Here is an 18,510-nt window from a genome sequence, read left to right on the forward strand (position 1 = left end):
TTTTGACTTCCTAGCGTTCCTCGGCAGTGCGCGGCTCACGGCAGTTGGGCGCGACTTAGAGTCATGGGTGCTCTTCAAGCGACAGATCGGCTTGTGGAGATGACCCTGTGCTAGGAGGGCACGTGTCAATGAGGAGATCAAAGGCAGTCTCCGCGATTGCGCTGTTCGCCGCGGCGAGCTTGGTACTCGGGGCCTGTGGCACCGGGTCGGACAGCTCCAGCGGTGGCGGGGCCAACCAGCAGAACCAGAAGCCTGGCGAGATCGGCGGCGAGGACAAGGTCTACAAGCGCCCCCAGGTTCCGGATCTGGGCACCATCACCACGGTGACCGAGGAGAACTTCCAGGACTTCAACAACCTGATCGGTGCGACGAACAACGCGGCGAACCTGCTCATGACGGTGGCCACGCTGCCGTCGCCGTACATCGGCGTCTTCGAGAACGGCCAGTTCCTCCAGCAGATCGACGGCGACCTGATGGAGTCGATCAAGGTCACCTCGACCAGCCCGCAGGTCGTGGAGTACAAGTTCCAGAAGGCTGCCGTCTGGAACGACGGCGCCCCGATCGGCTGCAAGGACATCTACCTGCAGTTCCTCGTCCGCGGCAAGGACACCGGCAAGAAGTTCGACTCGTCGACCGCCGGCTACGAGGACATCAAGGAAGTCAAGTGCTCCGAGGACTTCAAGACCGCGACGGTCAGCTTCGACAAGCCGGTCGCTGACTACCGCGGCCTGTTCTCGTACACCAACAACGACAGCCTGCTCCCGGCGCACATCCTGGAGAAGCAGACCGGCGTCGCCGACATCACCAAGCTGACCCGCACCAGCCCCGAACTGCTGGCCGACAAGGTCGTGAAGTTCTACACCGAGGGCTGGCTGGGCTACAAGAAGGAAATCGGCCCGTCCGGCGGTCCGTTCATGATCGAGAGCACCGACCTGCGCGACGAGCTCGTGCTGGTGCGCAACGACAAGTACTGGGGCCCCAAGGCAGGCCCGGCCAAGGTGATCGTGCGCACGAACACCAACGCGCAGTCGGCGTCGCAGCAGCTGCAGAACAAGGAAGTCCAGTCGATCGACGTGCAGGCTGACGGCCCGACGGCCATCCAGCTCAAGAACATCCCGTCGGTCAAGGTCTTCGCCCAGGGCGGCCAGACCTACGAGCACATCGACTTCAACATGTCGCGTCCGCTGTTCAAGGACAACCCCGAGATCCGCAAGGCCGTCGCGACCTGCATCGACCGCAACGCGATCGTCGACAACCTGGTCAAGGACATCGACCCGAACGCCAAGCCGCTCGGCAACTTCGTCTTCATGCCGAACGAGGCCGGGTACGAGGACCACTACCAGGGTATCGGTGAGGGCAAGGTCGCGGACGCCAAGAAGCTGCTCGAGGACAAGGGCTGGAAGCTCGGCGCCGACGGCATCTACGCCAAGGGCGGCACCCGCGCGGAGTTCACCCTCGGCTACAAGACGGTCGACCGCCGCCACAAGACCTGGCAGCTCGTCGCCCAGAAGTGCAAGGAAGCCGGCATCCAGATCAACTCCGGCCAGAAGGACCAGTTCAACGCCGACGACCTGCCCGCGAGCGCCTTCGACGCGGCGCTGTTCGCCTGGGTCGGTGGCCTGACCAAGTCCAGCGCGTTCCAGAACTACCAGACCAAGGAAAAGGGCGGCAACGCCAACTACAACCTGTACTCCAACCCGGAGGTCGACCGCATCTGGGCGGAGGCCAACAGCAACCTCGACTTCGCGGCTCGCACCAAGCAGCTCAACGAGGTCGACAAGCTGATGGCAGCCGACCTGCACTCCATCCCGCTGTTCCAGCTGCCGGACTTCACCGCGTCCGACTCGTCCATTGGTGTGACGGGTCCCGACGGCAAGGTCGGCGACATCTCCTACCTGAACTTCCAGGGTGGGCAGACTTGGAACCTTTGGGCCTGGACCAAGCGGTAGTGACAGCCTTTAAATGCTGAACCGGGCTTGATGGGGCCGGTGTGAAAGGCCGTGCCGAACGACGGTCTCGCACACCGGCCCTGCTCGTGTTCAAGTTCATGGCTACCCTGCTACCGCTGGGAGCCGGGCCCTAGGAGTAAGCGAAGTGTTCCGATATATCGTGCGGCGGATCCTGATCACGATCCCGCTGCTGCTCGTCGGCTCGTTTCTGGTGTTCGCGCTCGTGCAGGGCATGGGTGACCCGCTCGAGGAGTGGAAGCTCCAGAAACCGCGTACGCCGGACGAGATCTCGGCCGCCTACGATCGCACGGGGTACAACGACCCGTTCATCGAGCGGTACGCGAACTGGGTTGGCGGGTTCGTCCAGGGTGACTGGGGAACGTCCGTCATTCCCGGTACAGGTTCCAAGGACGTCCAAGACGAGGTACTGCACGGTCTGTGGACCACGTTCCGCCTGGTCATCGGCGCCGAGATCCTGGCGCTGCTGATCGGCATGGCGGTGGGGGTGATCGGTGCCGTCCGCCAGTACTCGATCTTCGACTACTCGGCGACGAGTATGGCGTTCGTCCTGTTCTCGATGCCGGTGTTCTGCATCGGCCTGATGCTCAAGAGCGCCGCGATCCCGTTCAACAACTTCCTCGAGTCCATCGGCATGGACAGATGGATCACCACGGCCGGGCCGCCGCCCGGCGGGTTCTCCGGCAGTTTCGGAACCCAGGTCACCCAGTACATCGGCACGTTCCTGCTGCCGACCATCGCGTTGCTGGCGATCCAGTTCGCGCTGTACAGCCGGTTCCAGCGGGCGTCCATGCTCGACGTGCTCGGCCAGGACTACGTGCGCACGGCGCAGGCCAAGGGCCTCTCGCAGGGACGGGTGGTCTTCCGGCACGCCTTCCGCAACGGCCTGATCCCGGTCGTCACGGTGTTCGCGGTCAACTTCGGCCAGCTCATCGGCGGCGCGGTGATCACCGAGTCGGTGTTCAACTGGTCGGGTATGGGCAAGTTGCTGATCCGCAGCATCTACGAGAAAGAGCCGTACATGGTGCTCGGTGTGGTGATGGTGACGGCGATCGCCGTCGTCGTGTCCAACCTGATCGCCGACATCCTCTACGCACGCCTCGACCCGAGGATTCGCCTTGGCTGACACCACCACCACCACACAAGCGGCGGCCACGGCGGGGATCGACATCGCCAAGCCGCGCAAGCAGTGGCAGATCATCACCCGCCGCTTCTTCCGCCACAAGGCGGCCATCGCCGGGCTGGTCATCTTCGCGCTGCTGGTCCTGATCTCCATCTTCGGGCCGATGCTGTGGAAGTTCGCGGCGTCCGACCTCAACCTCGGCCGCTACAAGTCCCCGAGCGCCGACCACCCGTTCGGCACCGGCCAGATCGGCGACGACCTGTTCGCCAAGGTGCTGTCCGGAACCGGGTTCTCCATGCAGATCGCGGTCGTCGCCGCGGTCATCAACACCGCGGTCGGCGTCGTGCTGGGCGCGCTCGCGGGCTACTACCGCAGCTGGGTCGACAGCGCCGTCTCGCGGCTGACCGACCTCGTGCTGATCATCCCGACGTTCCTGATCGCGGCCGTGCTGTCGCGCAGCACGTTCTCCACCGAGGAGATCGCCAAGGGCGGCGGGTCCAGCAACTGGCTGCAGGTGGCCATCATCCTCGGCCTGACCAACTGGATGATCGTCGCGCGGACCGTGCGCGGCATGGTCCTGTCGTTGCGCGAGAAGGAGTTCGTCGAGGCCGCGAAGGCACTCGGCGGCGGCCCCGGACGGGTGATCTTCAAGCACATCCTGCCGAACACGATGGACGTGGTGATCGTCAACGCCACGATCTGCGTCGCGCAGGCGGTGCTGCTGGAGTCGGCGCTGTCGTTCGTCGGGCTCGGCGTGAAGTACCCCGACACGTCGCTCGGCCTGCTGATCAGTGAGAACCAGAACGAGTTGCTGGTGCATCCTTGGCTGTTCTACTTCCCGTTCGCCTTCATCGTGCTGATCTCGCTGTCGGTCAACTTCATCGGTGACGGACTGCGCGACGCGTTCGACCCACGGCAGAAGAGGGTGCGGGCATGAGTGACTTCTCAGACTTCGGCGACACCGCGCTCAAGGGCAGCAGGCCGGAGGACCGGGCAACCGGTGGCCTGCTCGAGGTCGCCGACCTCTCGGTGGACTTCAACACCGAGGACGGCGCCGTGCACGCGGTGCGCAACGTCTCGTTCTCCTTGGGACAGCGGGAAGTTCTCGGCATCGTCGGCGAGTCGGGCTCCGGCAAGTCGGTGTCGTCCATGGCGGTGATGGGGCTGCTTCCCAAGACCGCCAAGGTGACCGGCTCGATCAAGTTCCAGGGTGAGGAACTCGTCGGCCTGACGTACAAGCAGATGCGGGGTTACCGCGGCAACAAGATCGCCATGATCTTCCAGGATCCGATGACTTCGCTCAACCCGGTTTTCACGGTCGGCTACCAGCTGGCCGAGGCCTACCGGGCGCACCACAACGTCTCCAAGGCGGCGGCGTGGTCCAAGGCGGTGGAAACCCTCGCACTGGTGGGCATCCCGCAGCCGGACCGGCGGGCCAAGCAGTACCCGCACGAGTTCTCCGGCGGTATGCGCCAGCGCGCGGTGATCGGCATGTCGATCATCAACGACCCCGAGCTGATCATCGCCGACGAGCCGACCACGGCGCTCGACGTGACCGTGCAGGCGCAGATCCTGGAGACGCTGCTCAGCATCCGGGACGAGACCAACGCCGCGATCATCATGATCACCCACGACCTCGGTGTCGTGGCGGGCATGGTCGACCGCGTGCAGGTGATGTACGGCGGCACGATCGTGGAGACCGGGGGCGTGCACGACGTCTTCGAGTCGCCGCGGATGCCGTACACCGTCGGCCTGCTCGGTTCCATCCCCAACCCGGCACTGCTGGGCAGGCGGCTCACCCCGATCAAGGGCGCGCCGCCGTCGCTGATGAACCTGCCGAGCGGGTGCGTGTTCTCACCGCGCTGCCCGATCGTCACCGAGGAATGCCACTCCGGCGAGCCGCCGCTCGTGCAGACGGGCAACGACGCCCACAAGGCGCGTTGCATCCGGTGGGAACACCTCGCAGGCATCGACGACCCGCGCAAGCTCTTCGCCACCGAGGAGATCGGTGTCGTGGAGAACCCGGCCGCGCTCGTGGCGGAGGTACCGGATCTGGTGCAGGTCGAGGATCTGGCTGCCGTGGAGAAGCGGCTGGACGAGCAGCGGGCGGAGGAGTCATGAGCGAGCCTGCGAGTGAATCATTCAACACAGGGCCGTTCTCATGCGACGGACTCGAGCACAGCGGGGAGCACGCATGAGCGAGCCTGCGAGTGAATCATTCAACACAGGGCCGTTCTCATGCGACGGACTCGAGCACAGCGGGGAGCACGCATGAGCGCACAGGCTCTGGAGAAGACGAAGGACACCGGTACAGCGCCCTTGCTCGAGGTCGACAACCTGGTCAAGACGTTCCCGGTGCGCGGCGGTGGCATCATCCCGCGCACGGTCGGCCAGGTGCACGCCGTGTCCGGCGTGAGCTTCTCGCTGGCGGAGGGCGAAACCCTCGGTCTCGTCGGCGAGTCCGGCTGCGGCAAGTCCACGACCGGCCGTGCGGTGCTGCAGCTGCACAAGCCGACGTCGGGCTCGGTGAAGTTCGACGGCAAGGAACTGACCACATTGGGCACGCGCGACATGCGTGCGGTCCGCAGGGACATGCAGATCGTGTTCCAGGACCCGTACGCGTCGCTGAACCCGCGCTGGCAGATCAACGACATCGTGTCGGAGCCGTTCAACATCCACGGCTTCCAGGGATCGGCCACCGAGCGCCAGCACCGGGTGGACGAGCTGCTCGAGCTCGTCGGCCTCAACCCGGAGCACCGCAACCGCTACGGCCACGAGTTCTCCGGTGGCCAGCGGCAGCGCATCGGCATCGCCCGTGCGCTGGCGCTCAACCCGCGGTTGGTCGTACTGGACGAGCCGGTGTCCGCATTGGACGTCTCGGTGCAGGCCGGTGTGGTCAACCTGCTGGAGGAGCTGCAGGAGCGCTTCAACCTCGCGTACTTGTTCGTGGCACACGACCTGTCCGTGGTGCGGCACATCTCGCACCGCGTGGCCGTGATGTACCTGGGCAAGATCGTCGAGGTCGGGCCGAGGGAGGACATCTACCACCGGCCGACCCACCCGTACACGCAGGCGCTGCTGTCCGCGGTCCCGGTGCCCGACCCGCGCCAGGAGCGGGAACGGCAGCGGATCGTGCTCACCGGTGACGTGCCGAGCCCGGTCAACCCGCCGTCGGGTTGCCGGTTCCGGACGCGTTGCTGGAAGGCGCAGGACATCTGCTCGCAGGAGGAGCCGCCGCTGGTTCCGCACGGTTCGGGTGGGCTGGCTTCCGCGTGCCACTTCGCTGAGGAACGCCAGGTGCTCTGAGCCCAGTGGCGTTCCATAGGCTTGTGTCGTGATGCTGACTGCTCCGCCGAGGCTGTTGCTGGTCCACGCCCATCCCGACGACGAGAGTCTCTGGACGGGCGGGACCATCGCGAAGTACGCGGCCAACGGTGCCCATGTCACCCTCGTGACCTGCACGCTGGGTGAGGAGGGCGAGATCATCCCCGATGGTCTCGCCCTGCTCGCCGCGGCCGAGTCCGACCAGCTCGGCGGCTACCGCAACGGTGAGCTGCGGGCTGCCTGCGCGGCGCTCGGCGTCGTCGACCACCGCTACCTCGGCGGGATCGGCCGCTGGCGGGACTCCGGGATGGTCGGTGTGCCGTCCAACGAGCACCCGCGCGCGTTCATCAACGGCGACTTCACCGAGCAGGCCGAACAGCTGCTGGCGATCCTGCGCGAGGTCAAGCCGGACGTCGTCGTCACCTACGGACCGGACGGCGGTTACGGACACCCCGACCACATCCGTGCGCACGAAGTCACCACAGTGGCGTGCGCGCAGGCCGATGTGCGCCGGGTCTTCCACGTCGTGACGTCCGAGCGGGCCACGAACGAGGGCGTGGCCGAACTGGCCGCGGTCGCCGACCTGCCGCACCGCCTGCCCGCGCCGGGCGAACTGCCGGTCACGCCGGACGACGAGATCACCACGGTCGTGCCGATCGCCGACCACCTCGACGCGAAGCTGCGCGCCCTGCGCGCACACCAGACGCAGGTCACGGTCTGGCAGGACGACTCAGGTTCCTCCTGCTACGCGTTGTCGAACGACATCGCGCAGCCGATCGTCGGCCACGAGTACTACATCCTGGCCAGCGGACGGCCGGACGACGCCGAATCGGACCTGTTCGGAGGACTCGGATGAACCCGGACAAGGTGATCAGGCTGCTCGGCATCCTGGTGCTCAGCTTCGCCCTCGCGGTCACCGAGTTGCTGTACCTGCCGTTGCGGTTCGACGGCGCGATCCTGCCGATGGTCGGCGACGGGATCGAGTTCCCGATCTCGGCCGTGGTCGCCGCGGTGACGATGCCGTGGCTGGTCAAGCGGGCCGGCGGGGTCTCACCCCGTGTGCTGGTGGCCGGTTCGCCGCTGTGGGTCTGGCTGCTGTGCGTGCTCGTCTCGGCCTTCCCCGGTCCCGGTGGTGACATCGTGCTGGTGGGGGACTGGCGGGCGTTGCTGTTGCTCGGTTGTGGCGCGTTGTCGGGCGCGGTGGCGTTGGGCAGTCTGCTCGGACAGGCGTCCGCCAAGAAACTGTCCCGCCAGGTCTAGGCGGCCTTGCGTTGCTGAGAGCCCGGTATCACGCCGACGCGCCGCGGATTCCTTGTACTGCAAGCCAGGTGTGGTGCGCGGGCGCAGCGTGGTCGAGCCGCTGACGGACGCGTTCGCCATCTTCGACCTGCCTGGCACGTACCGCGCGAGTTGACCGGGATCGCGTATTCGGGTGATATCGGTGCGGCCGCCGAAGGCATGGAACTACGCTGCTGAGCTGTGGCAGAGGCGATCACCGACCAGCACGTGGCCGTAATCCTGCGCGTGTTCGTGCGCAGGTGCGACCCGATGCTGGTGCGGTTGCGGGACGACGGCGAACCGGTCGAAGTGGATCCCGAGGACCTGCTCGCGGGATCGAGCATCGGCCCAGCGGACCCGGACGTCGACCGGTCCATCGTGGACAAGGTGAAGTCCGTCGTCGCGAGCATCAAACGGCCGGGCATGAAGGGCTGGAGCCAGCTGCCGATCGACGAGCGCGTGGACTGGTGGATCAGCCGCGTCGGGCGGTTCACGTCCTTGCTCGCCTCGGTGACCGGACTCGCCGGTGTCTGGGGCGACCGGCTGCCGCTGCAGGACATGCTCGGCTCGGCGAGCCAGGGCTTGTTGTTGTGCGCCATCGCGTCCGAACGCGGTGTGGACGACATCGGCGTGAAGGTGCGGTTGCTGGGCTCGGTGCTGTTCGACCGGGACATCGACATGGAGACCGCGCGGGGCAAGGGCGACGCGGCGGCCGACGAGGAGATGGTCGCCAAGCTGACCGACGGCGACGACGCCCCGGTCGAAGAGGTCGAGGAACCGGTGAAGGGCAAGAGGTTCGGCGTCAAAGCCGGGTTCAAGTGGCTGTGGCGGCAGGCCAGGATCCTCTTCTCGATCACCGGTGAGCTGGAGAAACGCCCGCAGGGCCGCTTCTACCACAAGGCGGTGGGTATGCTGCCCGTCGTCGGCATGGCCGGTGACTACCTCGGTGAGCGCTCAGCGTTGAAACGAGCAGCCAAACGCGGCAGCAAGTGGCTCACTCAGCAGGGGATCCAGTAGCGGTAGCGGTGGTGTTCGGTGCACCCGACCCCCTCGTACAGGCGGATCGCGGCGACGTTGTGCTCAGCGACCTGCAGCGCCTGCCGCGTGGCGCCCTTGGCGTGCGCCCACGAGTAGAGCGTCTTCAACAATCCGACCGCCAGTCCCTGACGCCGGTACTCCGGTCGCACAGCCAAGCGCGCAACGTGCAGCAAGTCGCCCACTATCGCGCCACGCACAGCCGCGACCACCTGACCGTGACGTTCGAGCACGCCGTAGCCAACGCCCGCGGCCGAGGACAGCACGTGCCGTTGGGCGGGAGTCGGGCGGCCGGACCCAGCCGTGAGTTCCCACCACGGAGTTGACGGAGTGTCGTCGACGTGGGCGCCCTCGTGCTCGCCAGGAGCGAGCGGACCGGTCATCACGAGTGACTCCGCGCCTCCCGGATGGTCCAGATTGACCGTCCACCCCAATCGGGTGATCGCCGAGTCCAGCGCTGTGCCGATCACCACGTGCAAGGTCGGCCTGATGCCGTTGCGCTCGGCGAAGCCCGCCGCCCTGCGCAGCGCCATCCTCACGTCCACACCGGGGTCCCCGCAGGTCAAGGTGCTGTTCGCGCGTCCGGTGAAACCGCCGGCCGCCCGCATCCGCCACTGGCCGAGCGGCTCGTCCACCAGTGCGGGCCAGGCCTGCGCGCAGTCGTGCTCGAGGCGGGTGACGGTGTCCATGCCGGGATTCTGCGGCGTGGGGTGCTTCTCCCTTGCTGAGATCCTTGTCACCCTCTGACACCGGTTAGTCGTCGGGGGCATGGACGGGGGATACTTGCGAATAACGCGTCTTCCCGAACGCGCGTGTACCAGGTTTCACAAAGGAGCAGAGCACCGTGACCTACGTCATCGCTGAGCCCTGCGTCGACTTGCTCGACAAGGCGTGCATCGAGGAGTGCCCGGTCGACTGTATCTACGAGGGCGACCGGATGCTCTACATCCACCCTGACGAGTGCGTCGACTGCGGTGCCTGCGAGCCGGTCTGCCCGGTGGAGGCCATCTACTACGAGGACGACGTCCCCGACCAGTGGAAGGACTACACCAAGGCCAACGTCGACTTCTTCGACGAGCTCGGCTCACCCGGCGGAGCGTCGAAGGTCGGCAAGGTCTCGGCGGACCCGCCGTTCGTCAAGGACCTCGCGCCGCGCGAGACCGAGCATTGATCACGGGTCTGCCCGACTTCCCGTGGGACTCGCTCGCGGGTCCCACGGCCACAGCTCGTGAGCACCCGGACGGCGTGGTCGACCTGTCGGTCGGCACGCCTGTCGACCCGGTGCCCGACAAGATCAGGGCAGCACTCGCTGCGGTATCGGACCGTGCCGGATATCCCACCACACACGGCACACCGGAGCTGCGCGAAGCGGCAGTGCGGGCGCTGAGCCGCCGATTCGACGTCGGCGGGGTGGCGCCGAAGGACGTGCTGCCCACGATCGGCTCGAAAGAGCTGGTGGCCTGGCTGCCGACGCTGCTGGGGACCAGCCCCGGCTCGATCGTCGTGATCCCGGAGCTGGCCTACCCGACGTACGAGGTAGGAGCCCTGCTCGCCGCGGCGACGGTGGTCCGCGCGGACGGTCTGACCGCACTCGGGCCGCAGAAGCCGTCGATCATCTGGCTGAACTCGCCGTCGAACCCGACCGGCCGGGTGCTGCCCGTGGCCCACCTGCGCAAGGTGGTCACCTGGGCGCGGGAGCGCGGCGCGACGGTGATCTCGGACGAGTGCTACCTGTCGCTGGGCTGGGACGCGGAACCGGTGTCGGTGCTGCACCCCTCGGTGAACGAAGGAAGCACCGAGGGAATCCTGTCGGTGCACTCGCTGTCGAAGTCGTCCAGCCTGGCCGGGTATCGAGCGGGCTTCGTGACAGGGGACCCGGCGCTGGTGGCGGGCCTGCTGTCGGTCCGCAAACACGCGGGGATGATCGTGCCCCGGCCGGTCCAGGAAGCGATGACGGTGGCGTTGTCCGACGACGACCACGTGAACGCCCAGAAGAACCGCTACCGCGCCCGCCGGGACGTGCTCAAGGCGGCGCTGACCGAGGCGGGCTTCAAGATCGACCACTCGGAAGCGGGCCTGTACCTCTGGGCGACGCGGGGCGAGGACGCCTGGCAGACCGTTTCGTGGTTCGCCGACCGCGGCATCCTGGTCGCGCCGGGGACGTTCTACGGCCCCACCGGTTCGCAGCACGTGCGGGTGGCGCTGACCGCGACCGACGAACGAGTGGCCGCCGCGGCTGCTCGCCTCACTGCTTGACCCCGTGCGCCGTGCCCCGCACCGGGCTCAGGTGGTCTTGCGGTTGAAGTCAGCGGCGAAGGCCGCGACGGCGTCCCATTTGTCCCGCCACTGTGACCGGTAGGCGAGGCGGCGGGCGTGTTCGCGTTCGACGAGACGGCCGGCGACGAAGATGACCGCGGGGTCTTGCTGGCCCGCGGACAGGCGGCGGATGATGTCTTCCGCGACGGCCGCGTCCTGGTGTTCGCCGAGCACTTCCTGGAAGGCCTTGGTGGCCTTGATCAGTTCCTTGACCGGTTCCTTCCCGGCCGCGCCGACCAGTTCGGCGGCGTATCGCAAACGCTTGCCCTTGATGCGCAGGGCGTGCAGTTGCTCGTCGACGGGGTCCTCGCCCAGCGCTGCCACCGCTTTGAACAACTTCCGGTACGGGCGGTAGATCACGCTGATCACCGCGTCCCGGCCGCCGTTGTCCGAAGTGGTCTCCTCGGGTTCCGACACGGTCGCGGCAGCCAGCGAGGTCAGCAAGCTGTTGTAGCGCTTTGTCCGCATCGCCGCCAGCATCCGGCGCCGCGCTGCCTTGCGTTCGGTGATCAGGCCGCCGAGCAGACGTTCGACCGCTGCGCGCTCGTCGTCGTCGAAACCGGCCGCTTCGGCTCGCAGGCGGTCGAGTTGCACGTCGAGGTCGCGGACCGGGCCGAGGGCGTTGCCGAGCCACTTGAGGTCTTCCTGCAGCGGCGGCGCGATCTCACCCAGTCCGGCGCCGTCCGCGTTGACTGCCGCGCGGAGGCGCCGGATGGTGACGCGCATCTGGTGCAGGTCTTCCGGATCCACCCCTGACTTGGTGCCCGCCTCGTGCGCGAGGAGCGCTCGCAACTGGCTGTCCAGCCGCACGCGGACGTGGATGGCCGGCGGGTCCTTGCGACGGGCGGTGATCGGCTCGGACGGGAGCCCGAGGTCCGATGGCGTCAAGGAAGTGGTCACCCCATGAATCTTAGGTGAACGAAATGCTTGTTTTCGCCTGTCAGTCGTTGGCGTGCAGTGCTTCGTTCAGGTGAATGCCCGATCCGCTGCGCTCGACGACCTCGACGGTTCCGGTGCTGGAGTTGCGCCGGAACAGCAGGTTGTTGGTGCCGGACAGATCGCGTGCCTTGACCAGCGTGCCGTCCGGAAGTGTGAGCTTCGTTCCGGCGGTGACGTACAGGCCCGCCTCGACCACGCAGTCGTCGCCGAGCGAGATGCCGATACCGGCGTTCGCGCCGACCAGGCAGCGCTCACCGATGGTGATCGTTTCCTTGCCGCCGCCGGACAGCGTGCCCATGATCGACGCGCCGCCGCCGATGTCGGAGCCGTCGCCGACGACGACGCCCTGCGAAACCCGGCCCTCGATCATCGACGAGCCCAGCGTGCCCGCGTTGAAGTTGACGAAGCCCTCGTGCATCACGGTCGTGCCGCTCGCCAGGTGCGCCCCCAGGCGGACGCGGTCCGCGTCGGCGATCCGGACACCGCTGGGCACGACGTAGTCCACCATCCGCGGGAACTTGTCGATGCCGTGCACGGTCACCGCGCCACGGGCCCGCAGCGCCAACCGGGTCGCCGCGAAGTTCTCCACCGGGCACGGGCCGTGGTTGGTCCACACGACGTTGGCCAGCAGGCCGAAGATGCCGTCGAGGTTCAGGCCGTTGGGGGTGGCGAGCCGCGACGACAACAGGTGCAGCCGCAGGTAGACGTCGTACGCGTCGTTGGGTGGCTCGGCCAGCGCGTTGATCCCGGTCCGGACCGCGATGATCTCGACGCCACGGGCGTTGTCCGGCCCCAGCATCGCGGACACGCCGTTGCCGAGTTCCTCGGCGGCCGCCATTTCGGACAGGTGCTGCGTCCCTGGAGCGGGCGCGTCCCCCAGCTTCGGTTTGGGGAACCAGCAGTCCAGAACGGTGCCATCAGTGGTGACTGTCGCAAGACCGACGCCGTACGCGCCGCTCGACTCGGGGTTCGCGCTCACACGCAAACGGTAACCAACGCGCGGTCAGGACTCGACGAACGGGTTGCGGATCGTGAGATGTCCGATGGTTTGCCCGTGTCGCATGTCCTCGGTCAGCAGTGTCGTGGCACCGGAGCGAAGCGCGGCCTCGATGATCAACGCGTCCCACCAGTTGAGTTGATACCGCTCGCACAGCACGCTTGCCGTAACCAGTAGTTGCGTATCGGTGTCCGTCCCGCACCATTCGCCGTAGGCGGCGACCAACTCACGTGCCTCCGCGTGGGAGTAGTCCAGTTTGTCAGTGGCTGCCGAGTAGAACTCCTTGAGGACCTGCGAGCTCAGAGCTCCGGTGCCGGTGTCCCACAGCTTGGCCAGCGTGGCTCTTGCGACCTCGTTCTTGGCCGGGTCTCGTCCATCGTGGGCGTAGATGAGAACGTTGGTGTCGATGAACGCCAGTTCGGGGATCGCGCCTGTCACTCGGTGGTTTCCTCTGCTCCCTTACGATTCCACCCGCGGTCGCCGTGGATTTCCTCGCGGGTCCAGGTGATCGTCTCGCCCTCGCCAGGGCGTCGACGCTTGCTGAGCTCTTCCATCATGGCGAGAGCGCGGTGTCTGGCTGCCTCGTAGCGAGTCACTTCCTCGGTCAACTTGGTGACCTCCTGCGAGAGCAAGGCGCTGACGGACGTTCCGCGCCGGGCTGCCAGCACCTTCGCCTTGGCGATGACCTCTTCGTCCAGTTGAACGGTGATGTTCCTCTTCATTACCCCAACGGTACAACGTGGGTTTCACGTGGACCACGTGAAACCCACGTGACGGGTAGCGTGCGGGGGTGACCGTTGAACTTGATCTCAGTGCCGACCCGGTGGACCTGACCGCTGTCCTCGTCGACGTCCCGAGCGTCTCGGAGAACGAGGCCGACCTGGCGGACGCGGTGGAGCGGGGCCTGCGCGGCCTCGGCCACCTCGAAGTCACCAGGTCGGGCAACACGGTCCTGGCGCGCACGAACCTCGGCCGTGAGCGGCGCGTGGTGTTCGCGGGCCACATCGACACCGTGCCGATCAACGACAACCTGCCGTCCAGGCGCGAAGGCGAGATCCTGCACGGCTGCGGCACGGTCGACATGAAAGGCGGCGACGCGGTCATGCTGCACCTCGCCGCCACCGTCACCGAGCCGCGGCACGACCTGACATTCGTGTTCTACGACTGCGAGGAGATCGACGCGAGCCGCAACGGCCTCGGCCGGATCGAACGCGGCGAGCTCAAGGACTGGCTGCTCGGCGACGTGGCCGTGGTGTGCGAGCCGTCCAACGGCGTGATCGAAGCCGGCTGCCAGGGCACGATGCGCATCGAGATCCGCACGACGGGAAAACGCGCCCACACCGCCCGCGCGTGGATGGGCGTGAACGCGATCCACGCACTCGGCGAGGCACTGCGCAGGCTCGAGGCGTACGAGCCGCGGATCGTGCAGATCGACGGCTGCACGTACCACGAAGGCCTGCAGGCGGTGAAGATCGAAGGCGGCGTCGCGGGCAACGTCGTCCCGGACGACGCCGTGCTCACCATCAACCACCGCTTCGCGCCCGACCGTGACCTGGCAGCCGCCGAGAAGCACCTGCGTGAGGTCTTCGACGGCTTCGACGTGAAGGTCGTCGACCACGCGGCCGGAGCACTGCCCGGCCTGCACGCACCCGCGGCGAAGGAGCTCGTCGAAGCCGCGGGCGGGCAGCCGGTCGGCAAGCTCGGCTGGACGGACGTGGCCCGGTTCGCCGCGCTCGGCATGCCCGCGGTGAACTTCGGCCCAGGCGACCCGACACTGGCGCACACCAAGGAAGAACACGTGCACGTCCGGCAGATCAGCGACTGCGCGCGTGTGCTGGGCCGTTGGCTGACCGGAGCGTGATCATCGTTGGTCGGCCGGTCACCGGGTCGAGGCGAACAAGTCACCGGTTGGGCGGGCGACCCCAACTAGACTTGAGCCGGTGACAACGAACGAGGATCGCCCCAAGGAGAAACAACGGGGCCCGGTGACCTTGCGCCGTGAGCGCAGCGAGGAGCCGACCACCACAGACCAGCGCCTGCTCGATTCACGTGGCCCGTCCGCGTGGGTGCACACGGACCCGTGGCGCGTGATGCGCATCCAGGCGGAGTTCGTCGAAGGCTTCGGCGCGCTCGCCGAGGTGCCCCGTGCGGTGACCGTCTTCGGATCGGCGCGCACCCCCCGTGACCACCCGGAGTACGAGCTGGGCAGGAAGATCGGGGCGGCACTGGCCGAAGCGGGCTTCGCGGCACTGACCGGCGGCGGGCCGGGCACGATGGAAGCGGTGAACAGGGGCGCGTCGGAGGCGGGCGGCCTGTCCATCGGGCTGGGCATCGAGCTGCCGTTCGAACAAGGGCTGAACCCGTGGGTGGACCTCGGGGTGAACTTCCGGTACTTCTTCGTCCGCAAGACGATGTTCATCAAGTACGCGCAGGCCTTCATCTGCCTGCCGGGTGGCTTCGGCACCCTCGACGAGCTGTTCGAGGCGCTGACCCTGGTGCAGACGAAGAAGGTCACGAAGTTCCCGATCGTGCTGTTCGGCAGCGACTACTGGGGCGGGCTGCACAGCTGGCTGCAGGACGTGGTGTTCAAGACGGGAAAGGTGGGCGAGAAGGACCTGGCCCTCATCCACGTGACAGACGACGTGGATGACGCGATCAGCGTGGTGGAAGACGCCTACCGCGCCTGGGAGGAAGTCCACTAGTGCGGATCTGCGTGTTCTGCGGCTCCCAGCCGGGCCGCTCGCAGCGGTACGCCGCGGCGGCGGCGGAAACAGGGAAGCTCCTGGCCAAGCGCGGAATAACCCTGGTCTACGGTGGCGCGTCAGTGGGCACGATGGGAACCATCGCCGACGCGGCACTGGAAGCAGGCGGCGAGGTGGTCGGAGTGATCCCGACGAGCATGGTGGACAGGGAACTGGCCCACCAAGGTCTGACAGAGCTGCACGTGGTGGCCAGCATGCACGAACGCAAGGCCCTCATGGCGGAGCTGTCGGACGGATTCCTGGCGCTGCCGGGCGGCGCGGGAACCCTGGACGAACTCTTCGAGATCTGGACGTGGGCCCAGATCGGCCTGCACCGGAAACCGATCGGAATAGTGGACACCGACGGCTTCTACCAGCCACTGGTGGAAATGGTCGACCACATGGTGATCGAAGGCTTCATCCGCCCGGGCTACCGCGACTTCATCAGCGTGGACAGCGACCCGGCGAAACTCCTGGACAAGTTCGCGGCGGAGCAGAACTGACTGAGTACCGAATGACTGGCTGACACACGGATAGACAGACGGACACGGCCTGGCGGTGGGCGAAGTACCCTCGTTCACCGGCTTAGGCCTGTTCCGCCCTGCTGAAAGTCATGGTGGGCGGATGGATAGGGCGAGCCGCAACGGGGGTGTGGTTGCGGAACGCGGATTGTGGGCTGTGTACAGGTGGGTGAGTGGTACAGCGGGTCTTGTGGGGTGGATTGGATGGAATGGGTGTGGGCGCGGTGGAGTGCTGGGTCGGGTGGGGCGGAATGAATGGCTGGAGCGCGGCGAGGGCTTGTAGCTGGAGTGGGAACAGATGTGTGATGTGGTGAGGTGAAGGTCTTGGGGAAAAGTGAGAAGGAAATGTGAACGCAAACCTCGGCCAGCTGTCGAAGCGGGGTCGAGCGAAAAGTGCCCAAAAGCCCAAAAGCCCAAAAGCCAAAAACCAAGAGCGGCGCCGATTTTACATGGGACGGGGGCGCCCGTAAGCGCGTCGGCGCGGAGAGCCCCGGCGCTGTGGGAAGCGCCGCGCCTTGGATACTGAAAAGGGCTCCTCCCTTACGCTCTCCGAGGGCGCCCCGGGGGTTCCCATGTCAAATCGGCGCCGCCCCGGCCCACCGAAGGAAAACCGAAGGAGACCCACCGAAAGAGAAGCGGCGAAAATTGAACACCCCGGCCAACGAAAAGAAAGGCCCGGCCGAAGCCGGGCCCAAGAATCACATGTCGCGATCATCCAGCGAGCGACCGCAACGTGCTGAGTGAAGGTGCGAAAGCATAAACTGTCCCCTCCGTCCGCACGAACTGTGCGAAATGCAGTTTCTTTCCTTCTGGGTTGGTGTCCAGTTTGAGGTTGACGTCGGTGTCCTTGCCGATGACCGGGTCGTTGCCCGTTTCCGGCTGGAGGAAGTCGACGTTGTTGACCCACGCCTGCTGGAGGAACTCGAACTGGACGGCGAGGTCCGCCATGTAGGCGATGAACACGAGTCCCCGGTCGGCGTCCGGGCCGTGTCCCGTGCCGGCTGCCGGGTCGAATGGCTGGCCGTACGGGATTCCCCTGCGGATGATGCGCCGCGTGTCGGCGTTGGTGAAGTCGCCGCCGATGCCGTCACGCGGGTTGGTTTTCCTGATGTGCGCGAAGTGCGGTGTGGTGTGCCCTTCCGGGTCGTCCACGTAGCTGATCAGGTTGTCGTCCGGTGCACCCGGTTTGGTCGGTGGTTCGGCGTTCGGGTTGTGCGCCACTGACGCGCCCGAACGCCACCTGCCGACCGCGCGGGCGGCCAGCCACTCTGTGCCGGTGCCGGGCGGCAGCTCGATCCCCTCCTTGTCGAGCTGCCTGCGCGCGGCACCGGCTTGCGCCCACCAGGCGGGCACGTCCTGTGCCAGCCTGCGCACCACCTGGAACGACCCGTTGCGGGTCCATTCCGGCAGTGGGGGCGCTTCCCCGGTCAGCTTGGGGTGACCCACGACGAATTCGCCCGCGGGCAGGATCCGGGTGCCCGGTTTGCCGTGGACGTGGATCGGGTCGCGCGGGTCGGGGCGGTCGAAGTCGCGCACTCCGGGCTGGCTGACGCCGTCCTTGAACCCGAAGTGCTCGTGCCCTTTGCGTTCGCCCGGCAGGGTCGCGCCGACCTGCTCGAACGTGACCGTCAGGCCCGCGCGGGCCGCGGCGACCCGCAGTTGCGAGGCCCGGACTTCCAGTTTGGCCTGATCGTCGGAGGCGACGGTGAGCACGGCGTGCACCGGTTGGTCGGCGCGGCCGAACAGCCATTCGCCCGGTGCGCTTTCGCCGTCGTCGCCGTTGATCTCCGCACGGGCGAACGCGCCTTTCACGAACGCCTGCACGCCTTCGGGCTGCTGGTCCGGGAAGGGCTCTTCGTCCATCAGGAATCTCAGCCCCGCGTACGTCAGGCTCACGTTCACCCAGGTCGCGTTCAACGCGGCCGGGTCGGTTCCGGCGAGCGTGTGGCGGGCGGTGCTGTATTCGGCGTTGAACGCGGCGACCTGGCGGGTCGTCGCGATGTGCGGGATCAGCCTGCGCAGCCAATTCCGCACCGGAGCAAGATCGTCCGGGAACCGCAGGAGCAGGACCGTTTCATGATCCTTGCGAAACCCGGCGAGAATGTCCCCCTGTATGTCGTCGGAATGGCGGAGCGGCAGTGTGCGGGCAGCCTCGTCCGCATCTTGGTCACTCATGAATCCCCCTGGATTCCCCCTGGTCGCGGTGGACGGCTCCCCGTGCCGTCCCCTACTTCCAGTGAGCCCGAGCTTGGCACTGCCTTCAAGGCAG

The 18,510-nt window shown here is 66.8% G+C and carries 19 protein-coding genes; 13 read left to right on the top strand and 6 right to left on the bottom strand.

Translation table 11 applies throughout. The features are described 5' to 3' along the window. Positions 1–128 precede the first annotated feature (128 nt). From AOZ06_RS06610 to AOZ06_RS06645, 8 genes are all read left to right on the top strand, one after another. Entirely contained in the window at positions 129–1,949 is a 1,821-nt protein-coding gene (locus AOZ06_RS06610; protein ID WP_054288611.1) for an ABC transporter family substrate-binding protein, read from the top strand. 145 nt (positions 1,950–2,094) lie between these two features. Continuing rightward, complete coding sequence (locus tag AOZ06_RS06615) at positions 2,095–3,093, top strand: ABC transporter permease (RefSeq protein ID WP_054288612.1); 999 nt, start codon at positions 2,095–2,097, stop codon at positions 3,091–3,093. Beyond that, the gene (locus AOZ06_RS06620) at positions 3,086–4,027 is read left to right on the top strand and encodes an ABC transporter permease (RefSeq protein ID WP_054288613.1); all 942 of its coding nucleotides are present in this window, start codon (positions 3,086–3,088) and stop codon (positions 4,025–4,027) included. The genes AOZ06_RS06615 and AOZ06_RS06620 overlap by 8 nt, the downstream gene beginning before the upstream one ends. Further along, positions 4,024–5,211 carry an ABC transporter ATP-binding protein gene (locus AOZ06_RS06625; RefSeq protein ID WP_083471542.1) on the top strand — a complete coding sequence of 396 codons (1,188 nt, stop codon included), beginning with the start codon at positions 4,024–4,026 and terminating at the stop codon, positions 5,209–5,211. Before AOZ06_RS06620 ends, AOZ06_RS06625 begins: the two co-directional genes overlap by 4 nt. Before the next feature lie 150 nt (positions 5,212–5,361). Next, positions 5,362–6,396, top strand: a complete 1,035-nt coding sequence (locus tag AOZ06_RS06630; protein ID WP_054288614.1) for an ABC transporter ATP-binding protein — start codon at positions 5,362–5,364, stop codon at positions 6,394–6,396. 28 nt (positions 6,397–6,424) lie between these two features. Continuing rightward, positions 6,425–7,270: an N-acetyl-1-D-myo-inositol-2-amino-2-deoxy-alpha-D-glucopyranoside deacetylase gene (mshB, locus tag AOZ06_RS06635; RefSeq protein WP_179950810.1), complete on the top strand. Its 846-nt coding sequence runs from the start codon at positions 6,425–6,427 to the stop codon at positions 7,268–7,270. Further along, the gene (locus tag AOZ06_RS06640; RefSeq protein ID WP_054288616.1) at positions 7,267–7,674 is read left to right on the top strand and encodes a hypothetical protein; all 408 of its coding nucleotides are present in this window, start codon (positions 7,267–7,269) and stop codon (positions 7,672–7,674) included. Before mshB ends, AOZ06_RS06640 begins: the two co-directional genes overlap by 4 nt. Positions 7,675–7,893: 219 nt before the next feature. Further along, positions 7,894–8,709 carry a hypothetical protein gene (locus tag AOZ06_RS06645; protein ID WP_054288617.1) on the top strand — a complete coding sequence of 272 codons (816 nt, stop codon included), beginning with the start codon at positions 7,894–7,896 and terminating at the stop codon, positions 8,707–8,709. Here AOZ06_RS06645 and AOZ06_RS06650 read toward each other — a convergent pair. Next, on the bottom strand, positions 8,691–9,416 hold the full coding sequence (locus AOZ06_RS06650) for a GNAT family N-acetyltransferase (protein ID WP_054288618.1): 726 nt from the start codon (positions 9,414–9,416) through the stop codon (positions 8,691–8,693). The genes AOZ06_RS06645 and AOZ06_RS06650 overlap by 19 nt on opposite strands. Before the next feature lie 155 nt (positions 9,417–9,571). Here AOZ06_RS06650 and fdxA point away from each other — a divergent pair, with 155 nt between their 5' ends. Then, positions 9,572–9,898, top strand: coding sequence for a ferredoxin (gene fdxA, locus AOZ06_RS06655; RefSeq protein ID WP_054288619.1), 327 nt, complete (start codon positions 9,572–9,574; stop codon positions 9,896–9,898). Next, positions 9,898–10,983, top strand: coding sequence for a succinyldiaminopimelate transaminase (gene dapC / locus AOZ06_RS06660; protein WP_054296461.1), 1,086 nt, complete (start codon positions 9,898–9,900; stop codon positions 10,981–10,983). Before fdxA ends, dapC begins: the two co-directional genes overlap by 1 nt. 27 nt (positions 10,984–11,010) lie before the next feature. Here the strand turns inward: dapC and AOZ06_RS06665 are convergent, their stop codons facing one another. Genes AOZ06_RS06665 through AOZ06_RS06680 form a run of 4 tightly spaced genes read right to left on the bottom strand, consistent with a single transcriptional unit; the run spans position 11,011 to position 13,701 of the window. Then, positions 11,011–11,943 (bottom strand): CHAD domain-containing protein, encoded by a 933-nt coding sequence (locus AOZ06_RS06665; protein WP_236952111.1) that lies wholly within the window; start codon positions 11,941–11,943, stop codon positions 11,011–11,013. 40 nt (positions 11,944–11,983) lie between these two features. Continuing rightward, a complete protein-coding gene (gene dapD, locus AOZ06_RS06670) occupies positions 11,984–12,961 on the bottom strand; it encodes a 2,3,4,5-tetrahydropyridine-2,6-dicarboxylate N-succinyltransferase (RefSeq protein WP_083471543.1) in 978 nt (325 codons plus the stop codon). A 24-nt stretch (positions 12,962–12,985) separates the two neighbouring features. After that, positions 12,986–13,417 (bottom strand): PIN domain-containing protein, encoded by a 432-nt coding sequence (locus tag AOZ06_RS06675; RefSeq protein ID WP_054288622.1) that lies wholly within the window; start codon positions 13,415–13,417, stop codon positions 12,986–12,988. Beyond that, positions 13,414–13,701, bottom strand: a complete 288-nt coding sequence (locus tag AOZ06_RS06680; protein WP_054288623.1) for a DUF6364 family protein — start codon at positions 13,699–13,701, stop codon at positions 13,414–13,416. The genes AOZ06_RS06675 and AOZ06_RS06680 overlap by 4 nt, the downstream gene beginning before the upstream one ends. Positions 13,702–13,769: 68 nt before the next feature. On the opposite strand from AOZ06_RS06680, the gene dapE reads away from it, so the two are divergent. The 3 genes from dapE to AOZ06_RS06695 all read left to right on the top strand — a co-directional run bounded on the left by dapE (position 13,770) and on the right by AOZ06_RS06695 (position 16,223). Next, complete coding sequence (gene dapE, locus AOZ06_RS06685; RefSeq protein WP_054288624.1) at positions 13,770–14,840, top strand: succinyl-diaminopimelate desuccinylase; 1,071 nt, start codon at positions 13,770–13,772, stop codon at positions 14,838–14,840. Between the two features lie 79 nt (positions 14,841–14,919). Then, positions 14,920–15,681 (top strand): LOG family protein, encoded by a 762-nt coding sequence (locus AOZ06_RS06690; RefSeq protein WP_054288625.1) that lies wholly within the window; start codon positions 14,920–14,922, stop codon positions 15,679–15,681. Further along, positions 15,681–16,223 carry an LOG family protein gene (locus AOZ06_RS06695; RefSeq protein WP_083471544.1) on the top strand — a complete coding sequence of 181 codons (543 nt, stop codon included), beginning with the start codon at positions 15,681–15,683 and terminating at the stop codon, positions 16,221–16,223. The genes AOZ06_RS06690 and AOZ06_RS06695 overlap by 1 nt, the downstream gene beginning before the upstream one ends. Before the next feature lie 729 nt (positions 16,224–16,952). Here AOZ06_RS06695 and AOZ06_RS06700 read toward each other — a convergent pair. Continuing rightward, positions 16,953–18,416, bottom strand: coding sequence for a Dyp-type peroxidase (locus AOZ06_RS06700; protein WP_054288627.1), 1,464 nt, complete (start codon positions 18,414–18,416; stop codon positions 16,953–16,955). Positions 18,417–18,510 lie beyond the last annotated feature (94 nt).

Origin of the sequence: Kibdelosporangium phytohabitans (assembly GCF_001302585.1) — a bacterium.
GTDB classification, from domain to species: Bacteria; Actinomycetota; Actinomycetes; order Mycobacteriales; family Pseudonocardiaceae; genus Kibdelosporangium; species Kibdelosporangium phytohabitans.

Excerpts from the sequence above, each read along its gene's own strand:
- AOZ06_RS06640 (WP_054288616.1), top strand. The coding sequence starts at position 7,267 with ATGAACCCGGACAAGGTGATCAGGCTGCTCGGCATCCTGGTGCTCAGC.
- AOZ06_RS06700 (WP_054288627.1), bottom strand. The coding sequence starts at position 18,416 with ATGAGTGACCAAGATGCGGACGAGGCTGCCCGCACACTGCCGCTCCGC.
- AOZ06_RS06680 (WP_054288623.1), bottom strand. The coding sequence starts at position 13,701 with ATGAAGAGGAACATCACCGTTCAACTGGACGAAGAGGTCATCGCCAAG.
- AOZ06_RS06610 (WP_054288611.1), top strand. The coding sequence starts at position 129 with ATGAGGAGATCAAAGGCAGTCTCCGCGATTGCGCTGTTCGCCGCGGCG.
- AOZ06_RS06630 (WP_054288614.1), top strand. The coding sequence starts at position 5,362 with ATGAGCGCACAGGCTCTGGAGAAGACGAAGGACACCGGTACAGCGCCC.
- AOZ06_RS06625 (WP_083471542.1), top strand. The coding sequence starts at position 4,024 with ATGAGTGACTTCTCAGACTTCGGCGACACCGCGCTCAAGGGCAGCAGG.
- AOZ06_RS06650 (WP_054288618.1), bottom strand. The coding sequence starts at position 9,416 with ATGGACACCGTCACCCGCCTCGAGCACGACTGCGCGCAGGCCTGGCCC.